Below are 25,717 nucleotides of genomic sequence, written 5' to 3'. Positions count from 1 at the left end.
GGGCGGGATCAGACGAGGGTCAGGTCTGCTGGGGCGTCAGCGCCCGCGCGCGCCGATGACGGCGGTGGGCGTCCAGCGCCGGCCGCTCGACCATGTGCCAGGAGAGCGCCGCGAGCGGCACGGTCGCGGCCATGGTGACGAGGGTCAGCAACAGGTGCGAACGCGTCGGCCAGACCGCGTAGAGGGCGACCATCACCGGGTAGCCGTAGATGTACATTCCATAGCTGTAGTCCGGCCAGCCGGCCGAGACGACGCGGCGCTGGGCGGTCAGGAAGCCGCAGCAAAGCACCGCATAGCCGATCAGGATCTGCCGCATGTGCAGGCCAAGGCCCAGGCGGTCGACCGCCAGGTTCAGCACGAACAGCGCGCCAAGCCCCCACCATGAGAGCGGGATGCGGTCATGATAGAGATAGGCCGCGACCCCCAGGGCGAACGCGGCCCAAAGGCGGTCGAACGTGCCGATCAGGTAGACCGCCCCGTCCCCGACCAGGCCGCGCGCCGTCTCCTGCACGACCGGGACGTCCCACACCAGCACCCCGACCAGGCTGAGCGGCAGCACCAGCCACTTCATGATCGCGGGCCGGGCCAGGCCCAGCGCCCCGAGGATCGCCAGGACCGCATAGCACCGCACCTCCCACGGCAGGGTCCACAGCGAACCATTCAGCACGCACGTCTCGCCGCCGCAGTCGACGCCCGTCAACTGGTACGACGCGGCCGTGAAGGTGAGATTGGTGAGGATGAACCGCGCCGTATCGCCGCCGAGATACGCGCCGGCCGGCGCCGTGGTGAAGAAGCCCCCGGCCAGCACGGTCAGCAGGATGCAGAGCGCCAGTCCAGGCCACAGGCGCACGAACCTGGCGGTCGCGAAGCGCACCGCGCTCCCCAGGCGAAGCAGGCTCGGATAGACGAGAAAGCCGCTCAGGAAGAAAAATCCATCGACGGCGTAGGTCGAGATGGTCGCGCCCAGAAATCCGCTCAGGTCGTCGACGCCGCGGACGCCATGGCTCATGAAATAGCAGTGCGTGTAGATGACCGACGTCGCGAGCAACAACCTCACCGCGATGAAGTTGTTGGCGTCTGCGTTCAAGTGCCCGCCACCGATCCGCATTGCGCGCCCCTTAGACACGCCGCATCGCTATATGTGACCGCCCAGAAGCGACTACGACAGCGAAACTGGCGCTTGAGCCTTAAGCGTACGACAATCCACTACCCTATAAGCCTGTGCACTATTCCCCAGCCCGCCCTATTATTGATGAAACGTCAATATCGCCTGCGCATATCTGCGGCAGGGCGCGCCGTCGGGGCGGCCCGATGATTTCACGCGAGTCCGCCACCAAGATGAGCCCGACTGGAGCCGTCCCCGACCTCAGCGCGCGGCCTCTCGTCAGCGTGATCGTGCCCCACTACGACGACCTCGCCGCCCTGGACCGCTGCCTGTCGGCGCTGCAGGCCCAGACCTATCCGGCCGATCGCTTCGAGGTGATCGTGGCCGACAACATGTCGCCCGTCGGCCCCGAGGCGGTCGCGCGGGCGATCGCCGGACGCGCGCGCCTTGTCACCGTGAGCGAGCGCGGCGCGGGCCCCGCCCGCAACGGCGGGGTGGCGATCGCGAGCGGCGATGTGCTGGCCTTCACCGACGCCGACTGCATCCCCGCCCCCGACTGGCTCGACCAGGGCCTCGCCGCGCTGGCGCACAACGACTTCGTCGGCGGCGGCATGCGCGTCCTGGTGGACGACGAGCGCACCGTCACGGGGCCCGAGGCGTTCGAACTCGTCTTCGCCTTCGACAACCGCGCCTATGTCGAGCGCAAGGCCTTCACCGTCACCGCGAACCTGTTCTGCCCCGCGCCGCTGTTCCGGCAGGTGGGCGGCTTCCGCGTCGGCGTCTCGGAGGATCTCGAATGGTCGCACCGGGCGCGCGATGCCGGCTTCCGGATCGGCTATGCGCCCGCGGCGCTGGTCTCGCATCCCGCGCGCCGCGACTGGCGCGAGCTCACCAGCAAGTGGCGGCGCCTGAACCACGAGACCTACGGCATCGTCGCGGCCGGGCCGCAGGGCCGGCTGCGCTGGCTCGCCCGCAGCCTGCTGCTGCCGCTCTCGGCGCTCGCCCACACCCCCCGGGTGCTGACCAGTCCGCGCCTGCGCTCGCCACGGCAGAGGCTGTCGGCCCTGTCGACGCTCTATCGACTGCGCATCTGGCGCTCGCTCGACGCCCTGGCCCTGCTGGCCAAGACCGGAAACTGACCCCATGCACGTCGCCGTCTGCATCGTCGCCTTCCGCAATGTCGACGACATCGTGGGCTGCCTGGGCGCGCTCGCGGCATCGAGCTACCGGGACTTCGAGGTCCTGATCTGCGAGAACGGCGGCCAGGCCGCCTATGAGGCGCTGCAGGCCCGCCTGCCCGCCGCCCTGCCCGGCGGCCAGCCGGTCCGCGTCGTCCGCGCGCCGCACAACCTCGGCTATGCCGGCGGCGTCAATGTCGGCCTGCGCGAAACGCCGTCGGCCGACGCCTGGTGGGTCCTCAATCCCGACACCCTGCCCGGCCCCGAGTCGCTCGCGCGCCTGGCGGCGAGGCTCGCGGAGGGCGACTGCGAGGCGGTGGGCAACACCGTCTATCTGCCCGGCGGCCGCGTTCAGTCGCACGGCGGACGCTGGCGGCCATGGTTGGCGCGGGCCGTCTCCATCGGCCACGGGACGGCGCACGGCGGCGCGGTGGACAAGGCCCAGGTGGAGCGCGAGCAGAGCTACCTCAACGGCGCCTCGATGATGATCGGCCGCCGCTTCCTCGATGCCGTCGGCCCCATGCGCGAGGACTACTTCCTCTATTGCGAGGAGGTGGAGTGGTGCCTGCGCGGCCTGCAGCACGGGATGCGGCTGGGCTACGCCCCGGGGGCCGACGTCCTGCACGAGGCCGGGACCACCACCGGGTCCTACGACCACATTCGCAGCCGGCCGCGGACGCCGATCTATCTGGGCGAACGCAACAAGCTGCTGACCGCCCGCGACCGCCATCCGCTGAAGCTGCCGGTGGCCGCGGCCGCGGCGCTGGCGCTGCTGTGCCTGCGCTTTGGCCGCGCCCGCGCGTGGCGCCAGCTCGGCTACGCCCTCCAGGGCTGGTTGGCCGGATTGCGGGGCGAGCGCGGCCCGCCGCCCTGGCTCGACGTCAGCTAGCGCTGGCCGAGGGCGCGCGGTCGATCTCGCCGTTCATCGCGCGATAGACCATGGCCGTGACGATGCCCATCAGCATGAAGATCAGCGGGTGGTTGTCCTGCTGGCTGAACACCGACTTGATGACGATGAAGTTCACCAGGGCGATCGCCGCGGGCATGAAGAAGCTCATCTCGCCCTTGGGCGAGCGCACCGCATACTTGGCCGCATAGTAGGTCGAGGCGACCAGCATGCCGTAATAGACGAAGAAGCCGATGATCCCGTACTCCAGGCCGATGGCGAGGTAGTAGGTGTCGATGGTCTGGATGCCGGCCGGACTGACGAAGCCGAGCGTGCTCCCGCCCGTCCCCGCGCCGTGTCCCCAGGGCGCCTTCAGGATCATGGGGATGCCCATGTCGTACTGGGTGCCGCGCGAGGCGGTGCTCGCCGCGGTGTCGCCCCCGCCCCAGACCATGTTGCGCAGCCGGCCGACGAACATCGTCGCGGCGATGAACAGGGCGAAGATCGCCGGATAGGCCAGCACGATCGCCGGGGCGAGCAGGCTGGACTTGTCCGCCCGCCAGCGCAGCCCGCTCCACAGCAGCAGGTAGAGCATGAACGCCAGCAGGAAGCCGACCATGCCCAGCCGCGAGTCGGTGATGATCACCACATAGAGCATCAGCGGCATGGTCGCGCCCGCGGCGATGCGGGTGACCAGCTTCTTCCCGAACATGACGAAGTGCAGGATGAAAGGCGCCACCAGCGCCAGGAACTCGGCCAGGCCGAGCGGCGTCGAGAACGTGCTCTGCACCCGATACTGGCCGGTGGCCGAGCGCACGCTGCCGGTCAGCGCGCGGATGACGCTCTCGTCCTCGACCTGCAGGAAGCTCGGCACGAAGGCGCCCCACGAGGGCCGGCTGATCTTGTACTCGTAGACGCCGTTCAGGCAGACGATGAGCGTGATCGCCCACAGGATCACCGCCCACCGGTGCACTCGGCCGGGCTTCAGGAAGACATAGCAACTGGCGAAGTAGATCGTCGTCCAGGTGAGCTGCGAATTGATGACCCGCTGGATCGAGAAGTCCTTGTCGCTGGAGACGGCGATGGTGACCACCTGGATGGCGACGAAGACCGCCAGCAGCTTGTAGACCAGGGGCGTCGCGTTCAACGCGGCCTTCATGCGCGCCCTGAAGTCCGGCGACATCGAGTAGCTGATCGCCAGCAGCAGGGCCAGCGGGGCTCCGACCAGCCGCATCAGCGTGATCCAGGGCAGGCCCGGCAGCGCGATCGCCAGATAGTTCGGCCACAGGAACAGCACGATCACGAAGGCGAAGCTGAAGCCGTAGAGCGTGCCGGCGGGCGATGACTTGCCATCGGGCAGGGCCCAGATGGTGATCAGCCCGAGCAGCGCCACCGGGATGACCAGTTGCTTGATCAGGTAAGGCGTGGTCAGCGCATAGAAGAAGCCGAAGAACAGGCAGAAGCCCATGAAGGCGAGCAGAAACGCCGCCTGCACGAGACGCCCGGGGCCCGGCTGGGTGTAGGGCTTCAGGATAACCGACCGGAAGCTCCGGCCGCCATTGTCGCTCCCAGCCCACATCAGGGCTCTCTCCCGGCTGTCCAGCGCCGCCGATCCGCGACGCCTTTCGTTTTCAAACCGCCCGACGAGGTCATGTCCATGGCTGGGCGTTCACAACCTGACGCCCATGGATTAACATTCCCCACCGTGCTCGCTAAGCCGCGAACACCTGCGACGGCGGCGCCGTGCAGATTCCGCTGACCAGCGCTTCGGGGCAAGTGGCCCCGCCAATTAAGTAATTGTTAGTCGTACGCAGGCCCCATCAGGTCCGGAAGGAGGCGCCGGGCCTCCTGCGTCAATTTAGACCGGATCGCCGCAGCTCATGGCAGGCTAGGCTCTGCTTCGTCAGCGGGGGCTGCGACAAAAACTGAGAAGACGCAGACCTCATGGCTGATTTCCTGTGCGCGAGCGCCGCCGAACTTACCGCTGCACTTGGCTCGGCCAAGGCGGGCGATAGAATTCTTCTCCAAGCTGGCAATTACGGCAACGTCTCGCTGAAGGGCTTCGTGTTCGATGGCGCGGTGACCATCGCCTCGAAGGATCCGGGCAATCCGGCGACCCTGACCGGCCTGACGGTTCAGAACAGCGAGAACCTGACCTTCCAGAACCTGCACCTGGACTTCAGCTCGCCCTGGACGGTCTGGAACACCCAGATCATCGGCTCGAAGAACATCGAGCTGAACAACCTCGACGTCCACGGCTCGCTGAACGGCAACCCGGCCGACGACCAGAACGCGCTGCTGATCCGCGACAGCGCCGGCGTCAAGGTGACCGGCTCGGAGTTCTACGAGTTCTCGCACGCCATCAGCATGATGGGCAGCACCAACGTGCGCATCGAGGGCAACAGCTTCCACGACCTGCGCTCGGACGGGGTGATGGGCGCCGGCAGCTCGAACGTCCAGGTGGTCGGCAACGTCTTCACCGACTTCTATCCGGCCAATGGCGACCACCCGGACGCCATCCAGTTCCTGACCCGCGGCACCACCGGCAAGGCGCATGACATCCTGGTCAGCGGCAACCTGATCACCCGCGGCGAAGGCGGCATCATCCAGGGCGTGTTCATCACCGACCAGATCGGCCTGGGCTACGAGCGCGTGACCGTCACCGACAACGTCGTGGTCGGCGGCATGTACAACGGCATCATGGTCGCCTCGGCCAACAACGTGGTGATCGACGGCAACGTCGTCGCCTCCTACGCCGACCAGAAATCCTGGATCCGCGTCACGGACTCGACCAACGCCCAACTCAGCAACAACCAGGCCATCACCTACGTCCTGGAAGGCAACAGCAACCTCTCGCAGTCGGGCAACGCGATCATCGCCGCCCTGAAGAGCGACAGCGCCATGGCCCACTGGGTCTGGGGCAGCGACGGCGCCGATCAACTCGCCGCGCGCATCGGCGGCGGCAGCCGCATCGACGGCGGCGCGGGCAACGACGTCATCGACGGGCGCGACGGCGACGACTATCTGCGCGGCGGCTCCGGCGACGACCGCATCACCGGCGGCGCGGGGAACGACGACCTCAACGGCAACATGGGCAACGACACCGTTTCGGGCGGTGAAGGCGATGACTGGGTCCTGGGCGGCCAGGACAACGACCTGCTGCACGGCGACAACGGCGCCGACATCGTCATGGGCAACATGGGCAATGACACCATCTATGGCGACGCGGGGGCCGACACCGTGCGCGGCGGCCAGCACAACGACCTGATCTACGGCGGCGACGGCGACGACTGGCTGTCCGGCGATCGTGGCGACGACACCATTTCGGGCGGCGCCGGCGCGGACGTCTTCCACATCTTCGCCGACGCCGGCCTGGACGTGGTCACCGACTTCAACCGCGCCGAAGGCGACCGCGTCCTCATCGGCGACGGATCGCGCTACACGGTGGCCCAGGTCGGCGGCGACGTGGTGATCGACCTAGCGGGCGCCCGGATGGTGCTGTCCAACGTCGCCCTGTCCTCGCTGTCCGACGGATGGATCATCTCGGCCTGAACCGGCTGAGCCGTCACGCCTAGAGCAGGCGCCGGCTCAGCGGCAGGTCCTGCTCGGCGATGTCCAGCAGGTAGCGGCCATAGGCCGTCTTCTCGAACAGCTTGCCGCGCAGCTTCAACTGCTCGCGATCGATGAAGCCGTTGATGTAGGCGATCTCTTCCAGGCAGGCGATGTGGACCCCCTGCCGCTTCTGGACCGCGCGGACGAACTCGGAGGCCTCGACCAGGCTCTCGTGCGTGCCGGTGTCCAGCCACGCATAGCCGCGCGAGAGCTGCTCGACGAAGAGGTCGCCGGCCTCCATGTACATGCGGTTGAGATCGGTGATCTCCAGCTCGCCGCGCGCCGAGGGACGGACCTGCTTGGCGTAGTCGATCACCCGGTTGTCGTAGAAATAGAGCCCGGTGACCGCCTGGCGCGACCGCGGCTCGGCGGGCTTCTCCTCCAGGCTGATCGCCCGTCCGGTGTCGTCCAGCTCGACCACGCCATAGGCCTGCGGCTGGTCGACCTCGTAGGAGAAGATCGTCGCGCCGCTCTCGCGGGTCGCCGCGTTCTTCAGCAGTTGGCTCATCCCGGCGCCGAAGAAGATGTTGTCGCCCAGGACCAGGGCCGCGCGATCCTCGCCGACGAAGGTCTCCCCGATCAGGAAGGCCTGGGCCAGCCCCTCCGGCCGCGGCTGGATCGCGTACTCTATATTTAGGCCGAAGTTCGAGCCGTCCTCGAACAGCCGCCGGTAGTTGTCGATGTACTCGGGCGACGAGATGATCAGGATGTCGCGGATCCCCGCCAGCATCAGCACCGACAGCGGGTAGTAGATCATCGGCTTGTCGTAGATCGGCAGGAGCTGCTTGTTCACCGCCAGGGTGGCCGGATGCAGCCGGGTGCCCGAGCCGCCGGCCAGGATGATGCCCTTCATCTAAGATCCTTGTTCCTGCTTGGCGGGAAGCAGCGCCTCGACAATGTCTTCCACCGCCGCCCGCCAGGGGCGCGGAGTGATCCCGTAGTCGCCGCGCAACTTGGCGACATCCAGGCGCGAATTGGCCGGCCGTCGGGCCGGCGTCGGGTATTCGGCCGTGGTGATGGCCTCCACCTTCGGCGCGGGGTAGCCGCGCGCGGCGGCCAGGTCGAACACCGTGCGGGCCAGCTCGTACCAGGTCGCCTCGCCGCCGTTGACGAAGTGATAGGTGCCGCTCGGCGCCGCCTGCGGCGCGGCGATCATCCGCCCGGCGATGTGCAACAGCACCGCGGCGATGTCGATCGCGCTCGTCGGGCAGCCGCGCTGGTCGTCGACGACGCGGATCTCCGGCCGGGTCTCGGCCAGCCGCAGCATGGTCTTGATGAAGTTCGAACCGTGCGGGCTGACCACCCAGGCGGTCCGCAGGATCACGTGGCGGGGATTGCCGGTGCGCACGGCCTGCTCCCCCGCCTCCTTGGAGGCGCCGTAGACGCCCAGCGGCGCCACGGGATCGCCCTCGGCGTAGTAGCCGGCCTTGGAGCCGTCGAAGACATAGTCCGTGGAGACGTGGATCAGCGGGATCTGCGCGGCGGCCGTGACCTGGGCCAGCGTCGCCGGCCCCAGGGCGTTGGCGCGCCAGGCCTCGACGGCCTCGCTCTCGGCGCGATCGACCGCGGTGTAGGCCGCGCAGTTGATCACGGCCGCCCAGGGACGCGAGGCCACCATCGCCAGGATCGCGTCGGAGTCGCTGAGATCCAGCTCGGCGCGGCCGGGCGCGACCACGTTCATGCCCGCCGGCGCCTGCCGCATGACCTCGTGGCCGACCTGGCCGCTTCCGCCGGTCAGCAGCACATCCGTCGTCACGTCCGACGTCATGCGTTGACGGTCTTCAGGCCCAGGCGCTGCCCCGCGTCGCCGCGCGCCACGATCGGCTTCCACCACGCCTCGTTGGCCAGGTACCAGCGGACGGTCTTCTCGATGCCGGTCTCGAAGCTCTCGCGCGCCGTCCAGCCGAGCTCCCTGTCCAGCTTGCTCGGGTCGATCGCGTAGCGGTGGTCATGCCCCGGCCGATCGGCGACGAAGGTGATCTGTTCGCGATAGGACCGGCCGTCGGCGCGCGGGCGCAGGCGATCCAGGGTCTCGCAGATCACATGCACGACCTGCAGGTTGGTGCGCTCGGCGCGGCCGCCGATGATGTAGCTCTCGCCCGGGGTCCCGGCCTCGAACACCCGCGTCAGCGCCCGGGCGTGATCGTCGACATAGAGCCAGTCGCGGACATTGGCGCCCTGGCCGTAGACCGGCAGCGGCTCGCCGGCCAGGCACTTGACGACCATCAGCGGGATCAGCTTCTCGGGGAAGTGGTAGGGCCCGTAGTTGTTCGAACAGTTGGTGACCAGCACCGGCAGGCCATAGGTGTGGTGCCAGGCGCGGACCAGATGGTCGGACGAGGCCTTGGAGGCCGAATAGGGCGAGCGCGGATCATAGGCCGTGGTCTCGGTGAAGAACCCGGCGTCGCCCAGCGACCCGAACACCTCGTCGGTCGAGATGTGGTGGAAGCGGAAGGCGTCCTGGGCCGCCCCCGGCAGCCCCCGCCAGTAGGCGAGCACCTCGGACAACATGACGAAGGTGCCTATGATGTTGGTCTGGATGAAATCGGCCGGCCCGTCGATCGAGCGGTCGACGTGGGATTCCGCGGCCAGGTGGGTCACGACGTCCGGCCGGAAGTCCCGCAGGGCCGCGCGCACGGCGGCGGCGTCGGCGATGTCGGCCTGGCGGAATGCGTAGCGATTGTCGCCCGCGACGCCGTCCAGCGAGCGCAGGTCGCCGGCATAGGTCAGCTTGTCAAGATTGAGGACTTCATGCTCGGTTTCAGCGACCAGGTGCCGGATCAGAGCCGAGCCGATGAAGCCGGCGCCGCCGGTGACAAGAATACGCAAAACCTACTCCCCCAGTGATCGCTGGCGTCGAAGGCTACTCCATACCGCCTGCGAGCCGCTTGGGAAAAGGGTTAGGATCCCAATGCGTTCCCGATTACGGGCGGCCGGCGGCCCGGGGCGTGGCCCCTGCGGCCTCTGCGGGCTTGTCGGCCGGCTTTTCAGCGGCGGCCTTCTCGGCGACGGGCGCCTTGTCGGGCGTCGTCGGGACCGCGGGCTTGTCCGTCGCGGCGGGTTTGCGGCTCTCCAGGAAACGCTTCTGCGCGGCGAGAATCCACAGGTAGGGCAGCACGGCTTCTTCCGAGAAGCGGTAGCCGCGGCCGTATTCGTCCTCGTGGGTCTCCAGCAGGATCTGCCTGGAGGCCAGTTCCTCGATGGTCGCCTTGAAGCTCGCGGCGTTGGCGGCGCTGGGATAGAGCGCATCGATGTCGCGGTCGTCGAACCGGCCGTTGTTGAACAGCGCCGCCCCGGCCATGACGCCCAGGACGTGACGCACGCCGGTCTTGGCGGCGTGGTCGATCTGGAGCTGCGAGTGCCTGGAGATCCGGCCCCGGAACTCGGTCAGCGCCTGGTCCACGGCCAGCGAGACGTCCTCGACCGCGACGTTGGTGCGCCCCTTGTCGATGGCCGCGAGCCCCGAATGGTGGCTGAGCAGGCTGGCGAGATAGGGCGAGCCGTTGGCCACGAAGACGATGAACTCGGTCGCCGCCTTGTCGTAGGTCAGGCCGCTGAGCTCCTCGCCGTTCTCGACGAGGTGGTTGACCTCCGTGGCGCTCATCTTCGGCACCTGCAGCGCGAAGATGTTGCGGCGGATCGAGGGGATGTGCTCGACCAGTTCGGTCAGGTCCGCGGCCACGCCGGCGATGACCAGTTGGGTGCGGATCGAGCGGTCGGACAGGTTCTTGATCAGTTCGGCGATGTTGCGGCGGAACTCCGGAGAGTCGCACACGTCGAACTCGTCCAGCACCACCAGCACGCGGGTGCCGGTCAGCTTGGCGAACAGGTCGGCGACCAGGCGCGGCGTCAGGACCGTGGCCGGCAGCAGGTCGGCCAGGGTGCCGCCGCGCTCGGACGCGTCGGCGGTCGGCGCAAAGCCGCTATGGAACAGCAGCGGAACGTCGGCCGCGACCGCGCGGAAGATCTCGTCGAAGGTCGAACCCGCCCCGCACGAGCAATAGACCACGATGTAGCGCGCCTCTTCGGCCGCCCGGGTCAGCACGTGGACCAGCGAGGTCTTACCGATGCCGCGCTCGCCATACATGATGACGTGGACGCGCTGGTCCTCGATCGAGCGGATCAGGGTCGTCAGCACGTCGACGCGGCCGGCGAACATCCGCCGGTCGGTGATCGGCTGCGAAGGGGTGAAGGCGCTGCGCAGCTTGATGCGCGCGCTGGCGAAACGGTCGTTCAGGCGCGGGCTGAGCTGGTCGCCGGCCATCGACTGGAAGCGCGGGAAAGCGGCGTCGAGCGGCTTCTTGGCGGGCGCGCCCTCGCGCACGGCCGGCGGGGCCGCGAAGACAAGGTTCGGCTGAGCGTTCTGGGCAGCTTTCGGCTTACGCCCGAACGAGCGCGCCATCAGGCTATTGATCCAACTCACGGCGCCTCCAAGCACGCATGCTGCGGTGCATCTGCGATATCGACGGTCTACGACCGCAGGCGCGAACCCGCCACCCGTAAACACGCCGATTGTGGCGAAAACTTAAACCGATGCGAGTTGAGTCAACGTTAATCGCCGCCCCGACCCGCAGACTTCTAGGCGACAACTTCAAGCTCGACCTCAAGCACGTCTTGCGGCCAGGCGCTCGGAGACCTGTTCCGACGCCTTGTAGGCCATCACGCCCAACACCAGAGACACGAGCAGCATGAGCGGCACGTTGTTGACGTGCAGGACGCGCAGGAAGACGTGCACCGGCACGCCGTGGGTCAGATAGATATAGAAACTCGCCGCCGCGATCAGTCCGATGACGCCGTGCAGCATGCTCGGCAGCGACAACCGCGGGGCCCACAGGAGAAGGCCGGACGCCGCCGCGAACCACAGGGCGTGGGTCACGTTGGCCGGGAAGTGGAAACGCTCCCAGACGCCGATCGGCGCGGCGATCTGCGTCACGGCGATGAGGCCGCAGATCGCCGTCAGCAGCAGCTTGCGCTGCGTCGTCGTCGCCCTGTGCAGGCACCAGCCGAAGGCGAGCAGATAGAAGACGCTGTCGGGCGTGCGCTCCAGCAGGCGCTCATGCGACAGCGCCATCGTCGCGGCGACGCGAAGCGCCAACGCCCCGCCCAGCAGCAGCAAGCCGAAGCTCCAGGGATCGCGGATCGCGAACCTGCGCACCGGTCCGATGGCCAGCAGCACGGCGAATATCACCATGCACTGGAACAGCACCTCCAGGAACCAGTAGGGCTCGAGGAAACTGCCGAACCGGCCGAAGAAATTGCTGATCAACAGCAGCGACGGAAGATCGAACGTTCGCTCCGCCGCCAAGTATAGGCAGAGGATCACGTAGTACGGCGCCATGATCCGCTGGAAGAACGTCGCCAGCATCCCGCCGCCGCCGCCCTCGTTCAGGCGCGAACCCTGATAGCGGGAGAAATTGTAGCCTGACAGCAGCAGCAGCACGTGGGCGCTGCCGCCGACCGGCCAGGTGGACGCATGGGCGATCACGACGCTGATGATCGCCACCGCGCGGATGACGATCTCGGACTCCATCCCGCGCAGGCTGAACAGGCTGCGCGTGCGCGTCTTGGCCTGGTCGGCCAGGGCCTGCAGCTCGGCGACGCTCGTCTCTTCCCATCGGTCGGGCAGGAAGCCCAGCCGGCCCTCGATCTCGAGCGACAGCCCCACATAGCCCAGGGAGTCGCCGCCCAGGCTGACGAAGCTGTCGCTCGGGGCGATCGTCGCGCGCGGAAAGGCGTGGCGGAACGCATTCTCGATGGACTTGCCGCGCCCTGCCCGGCCGACCGCGCCGCGCGCGGCCTGCGCCTTGGCGTCCGCCAGCACCGCCTGATAGTCGATCTTGCCGGAGCTCAGGGTCGGCAGGGTCTCGTAGCCGACGACCTGGATCACCGAGGCCGGCAGGTCGAGCCGCTTGGACAGATCCTCGGCCACGACCCGCGGATCGGCCGCCACGACGCCCACCGCCAACAGGTCGTCGTTCCCGGCCGCGACGGCGCGGACGCCCTGGCGCTCCAGATGGGCCTCGACCTCGTCGAAACTGATGCGCAGGCCATAGAGCTTCGAGAAGCGGCTCTTGCGGCCGACGATCCGATAGAGGCCCTGGGCGTCGCGCACCGCCAGGTCGCCCGTCTTCAGTTCGGCGATCTCGCGCCCCTTGGCGAGGTCGGCCTCCTCCAGCGCATAGCCCGACATCACGTTGGGCCCGCGATAGACCAGTTCGCCCTGGGTCTCGGCCGCCTCGATCGGCGCGCCGGCCTCGTCGATCAGATGAAACGCGCCGCCGGGGATCGGCACGCCGATGCAGCCCGGATTGTCCAGCAGCAGCTCGGGCGGGACATAGGCCATCCGCGCCGTGGCCTCGGTCTGGCCGTACATCACGAAGAACCGCACGCCCGCGCCCCGGGCCCACTGCGCATAGGCCCGCGCGGTCTCCGCCGGCAGGCGACCGCCCGCCTGGGTCATGGTCCGCAGCGACGGCAGGTCGCGCTGCCTCAGGCCGATGCGGTCGAACAGTTCGTAGGTATAGGGAACGCCGGCAAGCGAGGTCGCCCCCTCGGCCTTGAAGAAGTCCCAGAACGCCTCGTCGACCACCGAGCGCCCGGTCAGCAGGATCGTCCCGCCGACCGCCAGGTGCGAGTTCACCACCGACAGGCCATAGCTGTAGTGGATCGGCAGGGTGGTGATCGCGCGGTCGCCGGAGGTCAGGCCGAGATATTCGCCGATCGCGGCGGCGTTGGCCTCGACGGCCTCCCGGTCCAGGCGAACCAGCTTGGCCGCGCCGGTCGATCCCGACGTCGACAGCAGCACCGCCAGGTCCGGATGCAGGTCGCGCGGGCCGTCCGGGCCCGGCTCGGCCGTCCAGCGGCCGCCGGCCTTGAAGAAGCGCAGGCTCGGCCGATAGGTCTCGATGGTCCGCTGCAGTTGCCCGCCGCCCTCGCCCCCGGCCATGATCACCGGATGCCCGTGCCGAAGCGCGGCCAGGTAGGCGACCAGCGGCGGCAATTCGTTCGCGGCCTCGATCAGCATCAGGCGCCGCCCGGGCGGCAGCGCGCGGGCGAAGGCGTCGGCCCGCTCCGCCAGTTCGGCATAGGTCAGGCGCTCGCCGGCGTCGGTCACGACCGCCAGGGCCTGGCCATGTTCCTCGAGCCGACCTGCGAAGGTGGCGGTCTGGGGAATGAACGGAGCGGTCACGTCAGGCAAACTCACCTGTTCAGCCCCCTGCCTCGACATCTTCCGGTCGCGTCGACGGCCCGATGCCTTGCGCGAGCGGAGGGGATTTTCCGGACCCTGAGGGGTCCGTTCAGAACTTCAAGTTGAACGGCTTCAGGACGTAGGCGACGTAGGCGAGAACCGCGACGATGATCCCGAAGGCCGCGGCGCCATAGCCCTCGTTGCCGACATAGTTGGCCAGCGCGCACCCGATGCAGGCCGGCAGGTACTGGTAGATGTTGTCCTTGGGCTCTTCCTGGGCCGTCGATCTGTGCAGAAACAGGACGATCAAGGCCCCAAAAATCGCGACCGTCACCCAATCGTAGATCGTCTGCAAGACACCAGCCCCTAAACAATACTGTTCAAACCGAGCAGCCTTGGGCCCTGCATAAATCAGGCCACACCGAACATCGCAATCGGCAGGATAGCCGAATCCCGAACAACGCTGCGCGAAAATAGCAATCCGGCGACGAACCTCGGCTTATGCTTAACCGCGCCGATAGATTTCGATGCTGGGACGGGAAACGAATCTTAACTCACATGGCTCAGGTTGTTGTTCCGTCCGCAACGATCTGGCTCAGCTTAGGTGACATCTTCCATCCCAGACACCGAACGGCGCCGGCGCCGCCGCACCCCGTTCCGCCAGAGGCGGCGCGCCGGTGAGCGCGCCTATGCCCTGGGCGTCGAGGTCGATCTGGTCCGCCCCGAAGAGGTGATGCACCACATCGAGCAGGCGGTGCTGACCCGCACCCCCAGCCGCATCGCCAACCACAACGCCCACAGCATCTATCTCACCAAGAAGAACCCCGAGTTCGCGGCCTTCTTCGAGCGCGCCGACCTGATCGAGGTCGATTCCACGCCGCTGATCTTCTTCACCCGCGTCCTGGGGCTGCACAGCCGCCGGTTCCACCGCTGCACCTATCTCGACTGGCGCGACCACTTCTGGAGCGTCGCGGCCCGCAAGCACTGGCGCGTCTTCTATCTCGGCGGCGCGCCCGGCGTCGCGGCCGAGGCGGCCCGGCGGCTCAGCGCCCGCTATCCCGGCGTCGAGATCGCCACCCGCGACGGCTTCTTCGACATGTCGCCGGGATCGGCGGAGAACGCCGCGGTCGTGCAGCAGATCGCCGAGGTCAAGCCGCACATCCTGTTCGTCGGCATGGGCATGCCGCGCCAGGAGATCTGGATCCACCACAACCAGCCGCTGCTGCCGCCGACGGTCACGCTCTCGGTCGGGGCGGCGTTCGACTACGAGGCCGGCGTCCAGTGTCCGGCTCCCCGCTGGATGGGCGCGCTGGGCGTGGAGTGGCTGTTCCGCCTGGTCGGCGATCCCCGGCGGCTGTTCGCGCGCTACTGCGTCGAGCCGTGGTGGCTGATCCTGCCGGCCCTGAGCGACGTCGCCGACGCCGCCCGCAAGGGCCGCCTGTTCCGCAGCCCGCGCGCAAGGCGGCGGGAAGCCCCGGCCAACGAGGTCAGGGAGCCCGCCTGACGGCCTCAGGCGTTCTCGACCTCGCGCACGTTGTCGACGCCGGCGCCCTTCAGCGCCGCCACCAGTTCCTCCAGCGCCGCCGCCAGCTCGTCCGGATCGCGGCTGCGCAGGACCAGGTTGGAGCCATAGCCGCCGTCGCCGAAGAACGGATAGCTGCCCAGCGACATGTCGGGATGAGCCTTGGCCACCGCCTCCAGCGGCGCGGCGATCACGCCCTCGCCCGAGCCTTCGACCCGCACCGTCCGGGCCACGGTCACCGCCCCGCCGCGCAGGCGCCAGCCCACGTCCTCCAGCATGCCGCGCATGATCGTCGGCACCCCGGCCAGGACGAACACGTTGCCGATGGTGAAGCCGGGCGGGCCCTGCACCGGGTTCTTCACCAGCTCGCCCCCGACCGGCACCCGGGCCATGCGGCGGCGCGCGGCGTTCAGCTCCACGCCCCAGCGGGCCGCCATCATGGCGATGATCTCGGGATGCTCCATCAGCTCGACGCCGAAGGCGGCGGCCACGGCGTCGGCGGTGATGTCGTCATGGGTCGGCCCGATGCCGCCGGTGGTGACCACATAGTCGTAGCGCTCGCGCAGGGCGTTCAGCGCCGCGACGATCTCCTCCAGCACGTCGGGCACCGTGCGCGCCTCGGCCAGGTCGACGCCGAGCACGCCCAGATACTTGGCGATGTCCCGCAGGTTGGTGTCCTGCGTCCGCCCCGACAGGATCTCGTCGCCGATGATCAGCACCGCGGCCGTGACCCGCTCGCTCCCCGGACTCCCCATATCCCCGCTCCTCGCCTACATCCGCACTTCGTTTCTTCCCTTTCGGACTAACCCCGCCCATGGACTTCCCGCAACCGCTCGTTCGCGGCCGGCTCGTCAGCCGCTACAAGCGCTTCTTCGCCGACGTGGTCCTGGACGACGGGACCGAGCTTACCGCCCACTGTCCCAATCCGGGCGCGATGCTGGGCCTCAACGTCCCGGGCCTGCCGGTCTGGCTGTCCAGGTCGGACGACCCCAAGCGCAAGCTGGCCCACACCCTCGAACTGGTCGAGGCCGACGGCGGCATGGTCGGGATCAACACCATGCACCCCAACCGCCTGGTCGCCGAAGCCCTGGCCGCCGACGCCATCGCCGAGGTCGCCGGCTACGCCACCCATCGGCGCGAGGTGAAGTACGGCGCGGCCTCGCGCGTGGACTTCCTGCTGGAGCATCCAGGCCGCGCGCCCTGCTGGCTGGAGGTGAAGAACGTCCACCTGCGCCGCGCCGGGACGCTGGCCGAGTTTCCCGACTGCGTCGCGGCCCGCTCGCTGAAACACCTGGGCGAACTTCGGGCCATGGTCGCCGAGGGCCACCGCGCGGTGATGCTGTTCGTCGTCCAGCGCACCGACTGCGACGCCTTCGCCGCCTGCGCCGACCTCGACCCCAAGTACGCCGCCGGCCTGATCGACGCCGCGCGGGCCGGGGTGGAAGTCCTGTGCTATGATTGCGATATAAGTCCCAGCGCCATTCGCATCGCCCGCCCGGTTCCGTGGCGCGACGCGGCGCTCACGGAAGCCGAAAGAGTACTGCCATGACCGACGTTCTCGACGCTGAGCACCGCACGGGCCAGATCCGCATCCATGGGGCCGAGGGCTTCGAGGGCATGCGCGTCGCCGGCAAGCTGGCCGCCGAATGCCTCGACATGCTGACCCCGCACGTCGTTCCGGGCGCGGTGACCGAGAAGCTGGACGACCTGGCCCGCGAGTTCATCCTCGACCACGGCGCGGTCCCGGCCTGCCTGTTCTATCGCGGCTATGGCAAGACCACCTGCATCTCGCCCAACCACATCGTCTGCCACGGCATTCCCGGCGACCGGGTCCTGCGCGAAGGCGACATCGTCAACATCGACGTCACCGTCATCGTCGACGGCTGGCACGGCGACACCAGCCGCATGTACGGCGTCGGCGAGGTCGCCCCGCGCTCCAAGCGCCTGATCGACGTCACCTACGAGGCGCTCCAGCGCGGCCTGGACGAGGTCAAGCCGGGCAATCGCACCGGCGACATCGGCCACGCCATCCAGCAGTACGTCGAATCCATGCGCTGCTCGGTGGTCCGCGACTTCTGCGGCCACGGCCTGGGCAAGGTGTTCCACGACGCGCCCAACATCCTGCACTTCGGCCAGAAGGGCACCGGCGAGATCCTTCAGCCCGGCATGTTCTTCACGATCGAGCCCATGGTGAACCTGGGCAAGTACCAGGTGAAGCTGCTGTCGGACGGCTGGACGGCCGTCACCCGCGACAAGTCGCTCTCGGCCCAGTGCGAGCATTCGATCGGCGTGACCGAGACCGGCTACGAGATCTTCACCGGATCGCCGGCGGGCATCTTCAAGCCGCCCGTCCAGGGCGGCTGAGCCCCGCTCACGGCCAGGTTGCGCGCCGGCCCGGCTACGCGCCTCTTGCCAAGCTTGAACAAATGACGAACATTGTTCGCCATGGACGGTTCGAGACATCTCGCCGAGGGGCCCCAGCCCGATCTCTGGGCGGCGCCGGCGGCCCCGATCACAGCGCCGCGGCCGCACTATCACGGGCATCGCGACCGCCTGCGCGAGCGGGCCGGCCGCGCCCTGGACGTCCTGCCCGACTACGAACTGCTTGAGCTGCAGCTCTTCCGCTCGATCCCGCGCGGCGACGTCAAGCCGCTGGCCAAGGCGCTGCTGGCGCGGTTCGGATCGCTGGCCGCGGTGCTCTCCGCCTCCCCCGCCGAACTGAAAAGCGTGCCCGGCGTCGGCGAGGCGGTGGCCCTGGACCTCAAGCTCCAGCACGAGATCGGCCTTCGGATCGGCCGCGAGGCGGTCCGGAAGCGCCCGGTCATCAGTTCCTGGAGCCAGTTGCTCGACTATGTGAAGCGGGCCATGGCCCACGCCCCGCGCGAGCAGTTCCGCGTGCTGTTCCTCGACAAGCGCAACCAGCTCATCGCCGACGAGGTCATGAACCACGGCACCGTCGACCACGCGCCGGTCTACCCGCGCGAGGTCGTGCGCCGCGCCCTGGAGCTGTCGTCCAGCGCCATCATCCTGGTGCACAACCACCCCTCCGGCGATCCGACGCCCTCCCAGGCCGACATCGCCATGACCAAGGAGGTCGTCCTGGCCGCCCGCTCGCTGCGGATCGCCGTCCACGACCACCTGGTCGTGGGCCGCGAAGGCGTCGCCAGCTTCCGGGCCCTGGGACTCCTCTGATTTTCCGCTACAGCTAAGCTTCCACGCCAAGGGCCGCCGCAATGATCCGAAAGTCTCTTCTCCTCGCCGGCGTCATGGCGCTGACCATGGCCAGCGCCGCTGCGGCACAGGCGCCCGAGGCGGAATCCGAGATCGATCCGGCAGCCGCCGCATGCCTGGGCGACGGCGGCGAGGCGATCGCCGCCCGGCTGGCCGCCTGCACCGAAATCGTCGACACCTCGGAGGCGGCCGAAGACCGGGCCTGGGGGCTGCGGATGCGGGCCCTGATCCAGACCGACATGGAACTGCCCGACCGCGCGCTGGCCGACGTCAGCCAGGCGATCCGCCTGACTCCGGGCGATTCGACCGGATACTTCCTGCGCGCCGTGGTCCTCAGCGGAATGGACGACGGCAGGTTGGCCCTCGCCGACATCGAGCGCGCCGTGAAGATCGATCCGAACAACGGCGTCTATCTCGCGCTCCGCGGAAGGTTGCGCAGAGACGCCGGGGACATGGCCGGCGCCCTGGCCGACTATGGGCGGGCGATCGAACTCGCCCCGGACGACGCCGACTTTCTGGTCGGACGCGCCCGCGTGCGCGACGTCATGAACGACAACGCCGGCGCCCTGGCCGATCTGGATCAGGCCGTGAAAGTCTCCAAGGAGGCGCCCGATATCGTCGTCGAGCGGGCCCACTTCCTGGTCTACATAGGCCGCCATGACGAGGCGAAGGCCGGTTACGACCGCGTCCTGGCCCAGCAGCCGGACCATGTCGACGCGATCATGGGCCGGGCCCGCCTGTTCCAGAAAAAGGGCGATTTTCCCGCGGCGAAGGCCGAGCTCGATCGCGCCCTCGCCCTCGATCAGACGGACGCCGACGCCTATGTCACCCGCGCCTGGATTCGATACGTCCTGGACGATGCGGTCGGCGCACGAAGCGATATGGACCGGGCGGTGGAGATCGCCCCCGACCAGGCGCTGATCGAGCGCGCCAGGCTGTTCACCGACCAGAAGCAATATGACCTGGCCCTGGCCGACGTGGCGCGCGCGGAGGCTGCGGCGCCGAAATCGGTGATGCCGGTGCTCACCCGGGCGGGGATCTACGCCGAACAGCAGGACTGGAGCCGCGCGATCGCCGAAGCCGACCGCGCCGTGAAGCTGGCGCCTGCCGACATCGACGCGCTGAACGCCGCCTGCTGGATCCGCGGCGAGGCGAAGCGGGAGCTCGACCGCGCCGTCAGCCTCTGCACCAAGGCGATCGGCTTGGCGCCCGACGACTTCGAGCCGCTCGACAGCCGCGCGTTCGCGCACCTTCGCCGCGGCGACCTGCAGAAGGCGCTCGCCGACGCAAACGCGGCCCTGGCCCTGAACCCGCGATCGGCGGAAACGCTCTACCTGCGCGGCGCCATCAGGCTGCGCCTGGGCCAGCAACCGCAAGGCCAGGCCGATCTCGACGCGGCGCGCAAGCTGAACCCGAAGGTGGAGACCGAGTACGCCCGCTACGGCCTGCTGCTGTAGAGGGTTTCGCTCCAGGCCTGGTAGGGACACCGGGGGTCGAACCCGGACGGATTGCTCCGAGCGATTTTAAGTCACACACACCCATTCTAATCTCTTGATTCTATAAGATTATTTTTCTTCGTCAAGCCAACTGTGTAAGAAACTGTGTAAGTGCTTCGAGCCAGGATAGCCGCATCCCACGCTGCGGAGAACGATGCGTCTGCGTGATGTGCGTCGCTCTGCGAATTCGGCTGGTTCGCCTTTTGATAGGCTTTCTATCCAGTCACCTGCGACGAACCCAGGTCGCTCGACGACCGAAGCGAAGGCTTCGCTGGGGCGTCGTTGAATTGCAGGTGGGAAGGGCGTAAAGGCCAACGCCTTTTTGTAGGGCTCCCCGAGGAGAAGGCATGGTTACTTCCGGCGAAGCTGGCGCCGGCCAGTCGTTGCCTGTCGATCGGGCTAATGAACAGAACCCCGGTGGTTCACATAAACCGGGCGGCCATCGCGGCCCGTTCCTGAGCCTGACGGTCGGCGCGATCGGCGTGGTGTTCGGAGATATCGGCACCAGCCCACTCTACGCTATGCGCGAGGCGCTTGCCCGCGTGGAGGGCGCGCCGGAAGGCGCGGTGCTCGGCGTGCTCTCACTGATCTTCTGGGCGCTGATCCTCGTCGTGACGGTCAAGTACGTCGTCTTCCTGATGCGGGCGGACAACAAGGGCGAGGGCGGCACCCTGGCCCTGATGGCGCTCGCCCAGCACGCCATCGGGCGGCGTTCCGCCCTGGTCTTCTTCCTCGGCCTCTGCGGGGCGGCCCTCTTCTATGCGGACGGCGTGCTCACGCCCGCGGTGTCGGTGCTGTCAGCGGTCGAGGGCCTGCGCGAAGCTCCAGTCCTGGGGCGAACGCTCTCGCCCTTCGTCCTGCCTATCACCGTAGGCATCCTCGTCACGCTGTTCCTGGTCCAGTCGCGTGGGACGGCGGGCCTGGCCCGAGCGTTCGGCCCCATCACCGCCGTCTGGTTCCTGATTCTGGCTGGCCTGGGCGTCTTCCATATCTTTAACGAGCCCGCCGTCCTTTGGGGGCTCTCGCCGCATCACGGCGCGCGCTTCCTGATTGAGAACGGCTTCCTGGGCTTCGTCATCCTGGGCTCGGTGTTCCTGGCGGTCACCGGCGCCGAGGCGCTCTATACGGACATGGGGCACTTCGGAAAGTCGCCGATCCGCGCGGGCTGGCTGTTCCTGGTCCTGCCCTGCCTGATGCTCAACTATCTCGGCCAAGGCGCCTTGGCGCTGTCGCAGCCGGAGGCGGCCGAGAACCTGTTTTGGATGATGGTGCCCGAGATCGTCTACTGGCCGATTCTGGTGATGGCGACGCTCGCCACCATCATCGCCAGCCAGGCGGTGATCACCGGCGCTTTCTCCATCACCGGACAAGCGGTGCAGCTTGGTCTGTTGCCGCGCCTCAACATTCGCCGCACCAGCGAGACCGAGGCCGGCCAGATTTACGTGCCCTCGATCAACATCATCATGCTGGCGGGCGTATTGCTGCTCCTCGCCATGTTCCCGGCCTCCTCGCGGCTGGCGGGCGCCTATGGCGTGGCGGTGACGGGCGCCATGCTCGTGGACACGCTCCTGGCCTTCTTCATCCTGCGCTTCATGTGGAAGCGCAGCCTGCCGGTCAGCCTCGTCGTCCTGGCGCCCTTTGCACTGATCGACCTCAGCTTCTTCGGTTCGAACCTCCTCAAGGTTCCCCAGGGCGCCTGGGCTCCACTGGCGATCGGCGCCGGCATCGTCCTGATCATGTGGACCTGGACACGCGGTTCGCAGCTCCTGGCGGAACGGGCGCGCCGGGACAGCCTGTCGATGGAGGAACTCGCCAGCATGTTACACAAGCGCCCCCCGCCTCGCACGCCTGGTACGGCCATCTTCTTGACCTCAGACCCGGAGATCGCGCCCGTGGCGCTGATGCACAATCTCAAGCACAATCGGGTTCTGCATCAGCAGAACTTCATTCTGACGGTGAAGACGGCCGATCGCCCGCACGTCCCTCCGGAAAGACGGATCGAGATCGCGCCGCTAAACGAGGACTTCAAGCGGCTGACGATCACCTACGGCTTCATGGAGACGCCCAATATCCCCAAGGCATTGGCGCTTTGCCGCAAGCAGGGGCTGAAGTTCGACATCATGGCGACCAGCTTCTTCCTGGGCCGCAGGTCTGTGGTGCCGACACCCCACGGCGGTATGCCACTCTGGCAGGATCAACTCTATCTGTTCCTCATGCGCAACGCCGCCAATCCCACCGACTTCTTCCATATCCCGCCGGGCCGGGTCGTGGAGATGGGAACGCAAGTGAAGGTTTAGATTGTTAGAGAACAACGGCGCATCCCGATGCGCCGATCTAGACCTTGCATACCCGACGCAGGGGCCTATTCTCACACTTAGCTATCAGGCTGAGGGTCTACCTCCGCAGCCAGGCCGGCGCCGCTTCGGTGTGCGAATCCGGTCCGACGCCCGTCGATAACCTGGCGTCACGACCGCTTTGTTCGATCCATGTCGAGAGCCGCCGTGACCCGCACGTCTATGTTCATATCCCACCCAAGTTGGGTTTTTTCCAGTTGCACGCGCGGGCCGCATCCGCCGTCTGCGCACTCGGCGCTGGGGCGTGAAGTCTAGACGTCTGCCCCACGATCGACTGGAGAGTTGCGTTGCTCACCCTGCTAGCCATCCTGCCCTTCTTGGGCGCGATCCTGCCCGCCCTGGCCATCCGAGCCGGACGGAACGCCTGCGCGGCTGCGGCGGGCCTCGTCACCCTGACCGCCCTGGCGATCCTGATCTCGATGGCGCCGGCGGTAATGGCAGGTCATGTGGTCCAGGCGCGAATCGACTGGATTCCCAGCCTGGGCCTCAACGCCAATTTCTTCCTCGACCCGCTGAGCCTGATGTTCGCCGGCATGATCCTGGGCATCGGCCTGCTGATCATCGTTTACGCCCGGTTCTACCTCGCCAAGACCGATCCCATGGGACGGTTCTTCACCTATCTCCTGCTGTTCCAGGGCGCGATGTTGGGCATCGTGCTCTCGGACAACGTGCTGCTGCTGCTGATCTTCTGGGAGCTGACTAGCCTCTCCTCCTTCCTGCTGATCGGCTATTGGCGTCATCTGCCCGAAGGCCGCCAGGGCGCGCGCATGGCCTTGGCCGTCACCGGAGCCGGAGGGCTTTCGCTGATTGGTGGGCTGATGCTGCTCGGAAGCATCGTCGGCTCCTACGACCTCACCGTGATCCTAGAGAACCGCGAGGCGATCCAGGACTCGCCGCTCTATCTACCGGCGCTGCTGCTGATCCTCGGCGGCTGCTTCACCAAGTCGGCGCAGTTCCCCTTCCATTTCTGGCTGCCGCAGGCCATGGCCGCGCCGACCCCCGTCAGCGCCTATCTGCATTCGGCCACCATGGTGAAGGCGGGGATTTTCATGCTGGCCCGCCTGTGGCCGGTGCTGGCAGGCACCGAGGCCTGGTTCCTGATCGTGGCCACCACCGGCCTCGTCACCATGGTGATCGCCGCCGCCGTCGCGCTGTTCAAGGACGACCTGAAGGGACTGCTCGCCTATTCGACGGTCAGCCACCTGGGCTTCCTGACCCTGCTGTTCGGCATCGGCACGCCCATGGCGGCGCTGGTGGGCGTGTTCCACATCATCAACCACGCCACATTCAAGGCCGCCCTGTTCATGAACGCGGGCATCGTCGACCATGAGGCGGGCACGCGCGACCTCAAGCGTCTGGGCGGACTGTTCGGCCTGATGCCTATCGCCGGGGTTCTAGCTTTGATCGCCGGCCTGTCTATGGCGGGCGTCCCGCCGCTCAACGGCTTCATCTCCAAGGAGATGATGCTGGAGGAGGCCGCCCACACCGCCTGGTTGGGCCAGCCCTGGGTCTTCCCCGTGCTGGCCACGCTGGGCGCGACGCTCTCGGTCGCCTATTCCTTGCGCTACATCGTCCACGTCTATTTCGGCCCGCGACGCGACGATTATCCCAAGGCTCCGCATGATCCCGGCATCGGCCTCTGGGGTCCGCCGGCAGTGCTGACCGCGCTTGTCATCGCCATCGGCCTCGCGCCCGCGCTGCTCGCCGGTCCGCTGGTGAACGCCGTGACGGCCGCGGTCACGGGCGGAGCCGCGCCGGACGTACACCTGGCGCTGTGGCACGGCCTCACGCCGGCCCTGGCGATGAGCGCGGTCGCCCTGACCGCCGGGGCGTTGACGCTGTGGCAGCATCGCCGCGCGCAAGCTGTCTGGACCCGGCTGCGCTTGCCCGAAGCCAAGGCGATCTTCGATGCCCTGGTCGAGGCCTTGGTCGCGGCGTGCCGGCGCCTGACCTATCGCCTGCACGACGGCTCGCTCCAGCGTTATCTGGCGATCCTGATTGGCACGGCGACCGTGGTGGGGCTGAGTGGCTTCCTCGGCGCCGAGCACGCGGCGGGGGATCGGCCCAGGCTTCCCGCGACCCCGATTGCGATCGTGGCGTGGCTCGCCCTTGTCGCCGCCAGCCTGGCCATCGTGGTCGGTCATCACGCCCGCTACCTGTCACTGATCCTCATTAGCGTGGTGGGCCTGATCGTCTCGCTCGCCTTCGTCTACCTCTCCGCGCCGGACCTCGCCCTGACCCAGATCTCGGTCGAGGTGGTGACCATCCTGCTGCTTCTGCTGGCGCTGAACCTCATGCCCAAGCAGACGCCGCGCGAGAGCGGGCCGGTCCGCCGCCTGCGCGACGGGACGCTGGCGGTCGCCGCGGGAGGCGCCGTCGGCGCCGCGGCCTGGGCCATCATGACCCGCGACGGCGCCTCCATCTCGGCTTTCCACTGGGCCAACGCCTATTCCGGCGGCGGCGGGACCAATGTCGTCAACGTCACCCTGGTGGACTTCCGCGGCTTCGACACCTTCGGCGAGATCATCGTCCTCGGCATCGCCGCCTTGGGCGTCTTCGCACTCCTGGACACCTGCGACCGCGGCGCGGCGGGCCGCCGCTTGGCGCTCTGGACTCCCGAGACCGTCCGTTCGCCGGAACGCCACCCTATGATGCTGGTGGTCGCCACACGCCTGCTGCTGCCCCTGACCGTCGTCGCCGGCCTCTACATCTTCCTTCGCGGCCACAACGAGCCGGGCGGCGGCTTCATCGCCGGCCTGATCTTCTCTATCGCCCTCCTGATGCAGTACATGGCCTCCGGCTGGCATTGGGCCCACCAGCGTCTGCGCGCCGACCATCACGCCCTGATCGGCTGGGGTGTCCTCATCGCCGGTCTTACTGGCGTAGGCTCGATCCTGTTCGGCGCGCCCTTCCTGACTAGCGCCTTCGACTATTTCCATCTGCCGGTGATCGGCGAGTTCGAGCTTGCCACCGCTCTGATCTTCGACGTCGGCGTGGCGCTCACTGTGGTTGGCGCGGTCATGCTGGCCCTGGCCCAGCTCTCGCGGGTGTCCGAGCGCGCCGAAAAGCTCCAGGCCACGATGAGCCCTATGGATGTTGATCCCTCGGCCAACCGCCGCCCCGCCCCGGAGGCCGGCGCATGAG

Annotated in this window: 19 protein-coding genes; 10 read left to right on the top strand and 9 right to left on the bottom strand. The window is 67.9% G+C overall.

The window, feature by feature from the left end; all coding sequences use genetic code 11:
- Positions 1-19 precede the first annotated feature (19 nt).
- Positions 20-1,087 (bottom strand): acyltransferase, encoded by a 1,068-nt coding sequence (locus tag RTL41_RS07185; RefSeq protein ID WP_312162797.1) that lies wholly within the window; start codon positions 1,085-1,087, stop codon positions 20-22.
- Positions 1,088-1,338: 251 nt separating this feature from the next.
- Between RTL41_RS07185 and RTL41_RS07180 the strand changes: the two genes are divergently transcribed.
- Both RTL41_RS07180 and RTL41_RS07175 read left to right on the top strand, forming a co-directional pair.
- The gene (locus tag RTL41_RS07180) at positions 1,339-2,244 is read left to right on the top strand and encodes a glycosyltransferase (protein WP_312162795.1); all 906 of its coding nucleotides are present in this window, start codon (positions 1,339-1,341) and stop codon (positions 2,242-2,244) included.
- A gap of 4 nt (positions 2,245-2,248) precedes the next feature.
- Complete coding sequence (locus RTL41_RS07175) at positions 2,249-3,172, top strand: glycosyltransferase family 2 protein (protein WP_312162792.1); 924 nt, start codon at positions 2,249-2,251, stop codon at positions 3,170-3,172.
- Here RTL41_RS07175 and RTL41_RS07170 read toward each other — a convergent pair.
- On the bottom strand, positions 3,165-4,748 hold the full coding sequence (locus RTL41_RS07170) for an O-antigen ligase family protein (protein WP_312162789.1): 1,584 nt from the start codon (positions 4,746-4,748) through the stop codon (positions 3,165-3,167). The genes RTL41_RS07175 and RTL41_RS07170 overlap by 8 nt on opposite strands.
- A 365-nt stretch (positions 4,749-5,113) precedes the next feature.
- Here RTL41_RS07170 and RTL41_RS07165 point away from each other — a divergent pair, with 365 nt between their 5' ends.
- Complete coding sequence (locus RTL41_RS07165) at positions 5,114-6,721, top strand: right-handed parallel beta-helix repeat-containing protein (RefSeq protein WP_312162787.1); 1,608 nt, start codon at positions 5,114-5,116, stop codon at positions 6,719-6,721.
- 19 nt (positions 6,722-6,740) lie between these two features.
- Here RTL41_RS07165 and rfbA read toward each other — a convergent pair whose 3' ends face one another.
- The 6 genes from rfbA to RTL41_RS07135 all read right to left on the bottom strand — a co-directional run bounded on the left by rfbA (position 6,741) and on the right by RTL41_RS07135 (position 14,325).
- Positions 6,741-7,634, bottom strand: coding sequence for a glucose-1-phosphate thymidylyltransferase RfbA (gene rfbA, locus RTL41_RS07160; protein ID WP_312162786.1), 894 nt, complete (start codon positions 7,632-7,634; stop codon positions 6,741-6,743).
- Positions 7,635-8,549 (bottom strand): dTDP-4-dehydrorhamnose reductase, encoded by a 915-nt coding sequence (gene rfbD / locus RTL41_RS07155; RefSeq protein WP_312162785.1) that lies wholly within the window; start codon positions 8,547-8,549, stop codon positions 7,635-7,637.
- Positions 8,546-9,610 (bottom strand): dTDP-glucose 4,6-dehydratase, encoded by a 1,065-nt coding sequence (gene rfbB, locus RTL41_RS07150; RefSeq protein WP_312162784.1) that lies wholly within the window; start codon positions 9,608-9,610, stop codon positions 8,546-8,548. Before rfbB ends, rfbD begins: the two co-directional genes overlap by 4 nt.
- Positions 9,611-9,704: 94 nt before the next feature.
- Positions 9,705-11,204: an ATP-binding protein gene (locus RTL41_RS07145; protein WP_312162782.1), complete on the bottom strand. Its 1,500-nt coding sequence runs from the start codon at positions 11,202-11,204 to the stop codon at positions 9,705-9,707.
- 180 nt (positions 11,205-11,384) lie between these two features.
- Positions 11,385-13,970 (bottom strand): AMP-binding protein, encoded by a 2,586-nt coding sequence (locus RTL41_RS07140; protein WP_312162781.1) that lies wholly within the window; start codon positions 13,968-13,970, stop codon positions 11,385-11,387.
- 109 nt (positions 13,971-14,079) lie between these two features.
- A complete protein-coding gene (locus RTL41_RS07135) occupies positions 14,080-14,325 on the bottom strand; it encodes an XrtV sorting system accessory protein (RefSeq protein ID WP_183773685.1) in 246 nt (81 codons plus the stop codon).
- A gap of 249 nt (positions 14,326-14,574) precedes the next feature.
- Between RTL41_RS07135 and RTL41_RS07130 the strand changes: the two genes are divergently transcribed.
- The gene (locus tag RTL41_RS07130) at positions 14,575-15,474 is read left to right on the top strand and encodes a WecB/TagA/CpsF family glycosyltransferase (protein WP_312162778.1); all 900 of its coding nucleotides are present in this window, start codon (positions 14,575-14,577) and stop codon (positions 15,472-15,474) included.
- Positions 15,475-15,479: 5 nt separating this feature from the next.
- Here RTL41_RS07130 and RTL41_RS07125 read toward each other — a convergent pair whose 3' ends face one another.
- Complete coding sequence (locus tag RTL41_RS07125; protein WP_312162775.1) at positions 15,480-16,247, bottom strand: molybdopterin-binding protein; 768 nt, start codon at positions 16,245-16,247, stop codon at positions 15,480-15,482.
- A gap of 59 nt (positions 16,248-16,306) precedes the next feature.
- Between RTL41_RS07125 and sfsA the strand changes: the two genes are divergently transcribed.
- The 6 genes from sfsA (at position 16,307) to RTL41_RS07095 (ending at position 25,716) form a co-directional block, all read left to right on the top strand.
- Positions 16,307-17,041 (top strand): DNA/RNA nuclease SfsA, encoded by a 735-nt coding sequence (sfsA, locus tag RTL41_RS07120; protein ID WP_312162773.1) that lies wholly within the window; start codon positions 16,307-16,309, stop codon positions 17,039-17,041.
- A complete protein-coding gene (gene map / locus RTL41_RS07115) occupies positions 17,038-17,856 on the top strand; it encodes a type I methionyl aminopeptidase (protein ID WP_312162770.1) in 819 nt (272 codons plus the stop codon). The genes sfsA and map overlap by 4 nt, the downstream gene beginning before the upstream one ends.
- An 81-nt stretch (positions 17,857-17,937) precedes the next feature.
- The gene (gene radC / locus RTL41_RS07110; protein ID WP_312162768.1) at positions 17,938-18,684 is read left to right on the top strand and encodes a RadC family protein; all 747 of its coding nucleotides are present in this window, start codon (positions 17,938-17,940) and stop codon (positions 18,682-18,684) included.
- A gap of 41 nt (positions 18,685-18,725) precedes the next feature.
- Positions 18,726-20,180, top strand: a complete 1,455-nt coding sequence (locus RTL41_RS07105; protein ID WP_312162766.1) for a tetratricopeptide repeat protein — start codon at positions 18,726-18,728, stop codon at positions 20,178-20,180.
- Between the two features lie 386 nt (positions 20,181-20,566).
- Positions 20,567-22,516: a potassium transporter Kup gene (locus RTL41_RS07100; protein ID WP_312162765.1), complete on the top strand. Its 1,950-nt coding sequence runs from the start codon at positions 20,567-20,569 to the stop codon at positions 22,514-22,516.
- Between the two features lie 344 nt (positions 22,517-22,860).
- The gene (locus RTL41_RS07095) at positions 22,861-25,716 is read left to right on the top strand and encodes a monovalent cation/H+ antiporter subunit A (protein ID WP_312162763.1); all 2,856 of its coding nucleotides are present in this window, start codon (positions 22,861-22,863) and stop codon (positions 25,714-25,716) included.
- The last annotated feature ends 1 nt before the right edge of the window (position 25,717 follow it).

It is taken from the genome of Phenylobacterium sp. (assembly GCF_031984885.1).
Taxonomy (GTDB): Bacteria; Pseudomonadota; Alphaproteobacteria; order Caulobacterales; family Caulobacteraceae; genus Phenylobacterium.
Note: the sequence above shows the minus strand (reverse complement) of the source record. Positions and strands in the feature narration are given on the sequence as shown.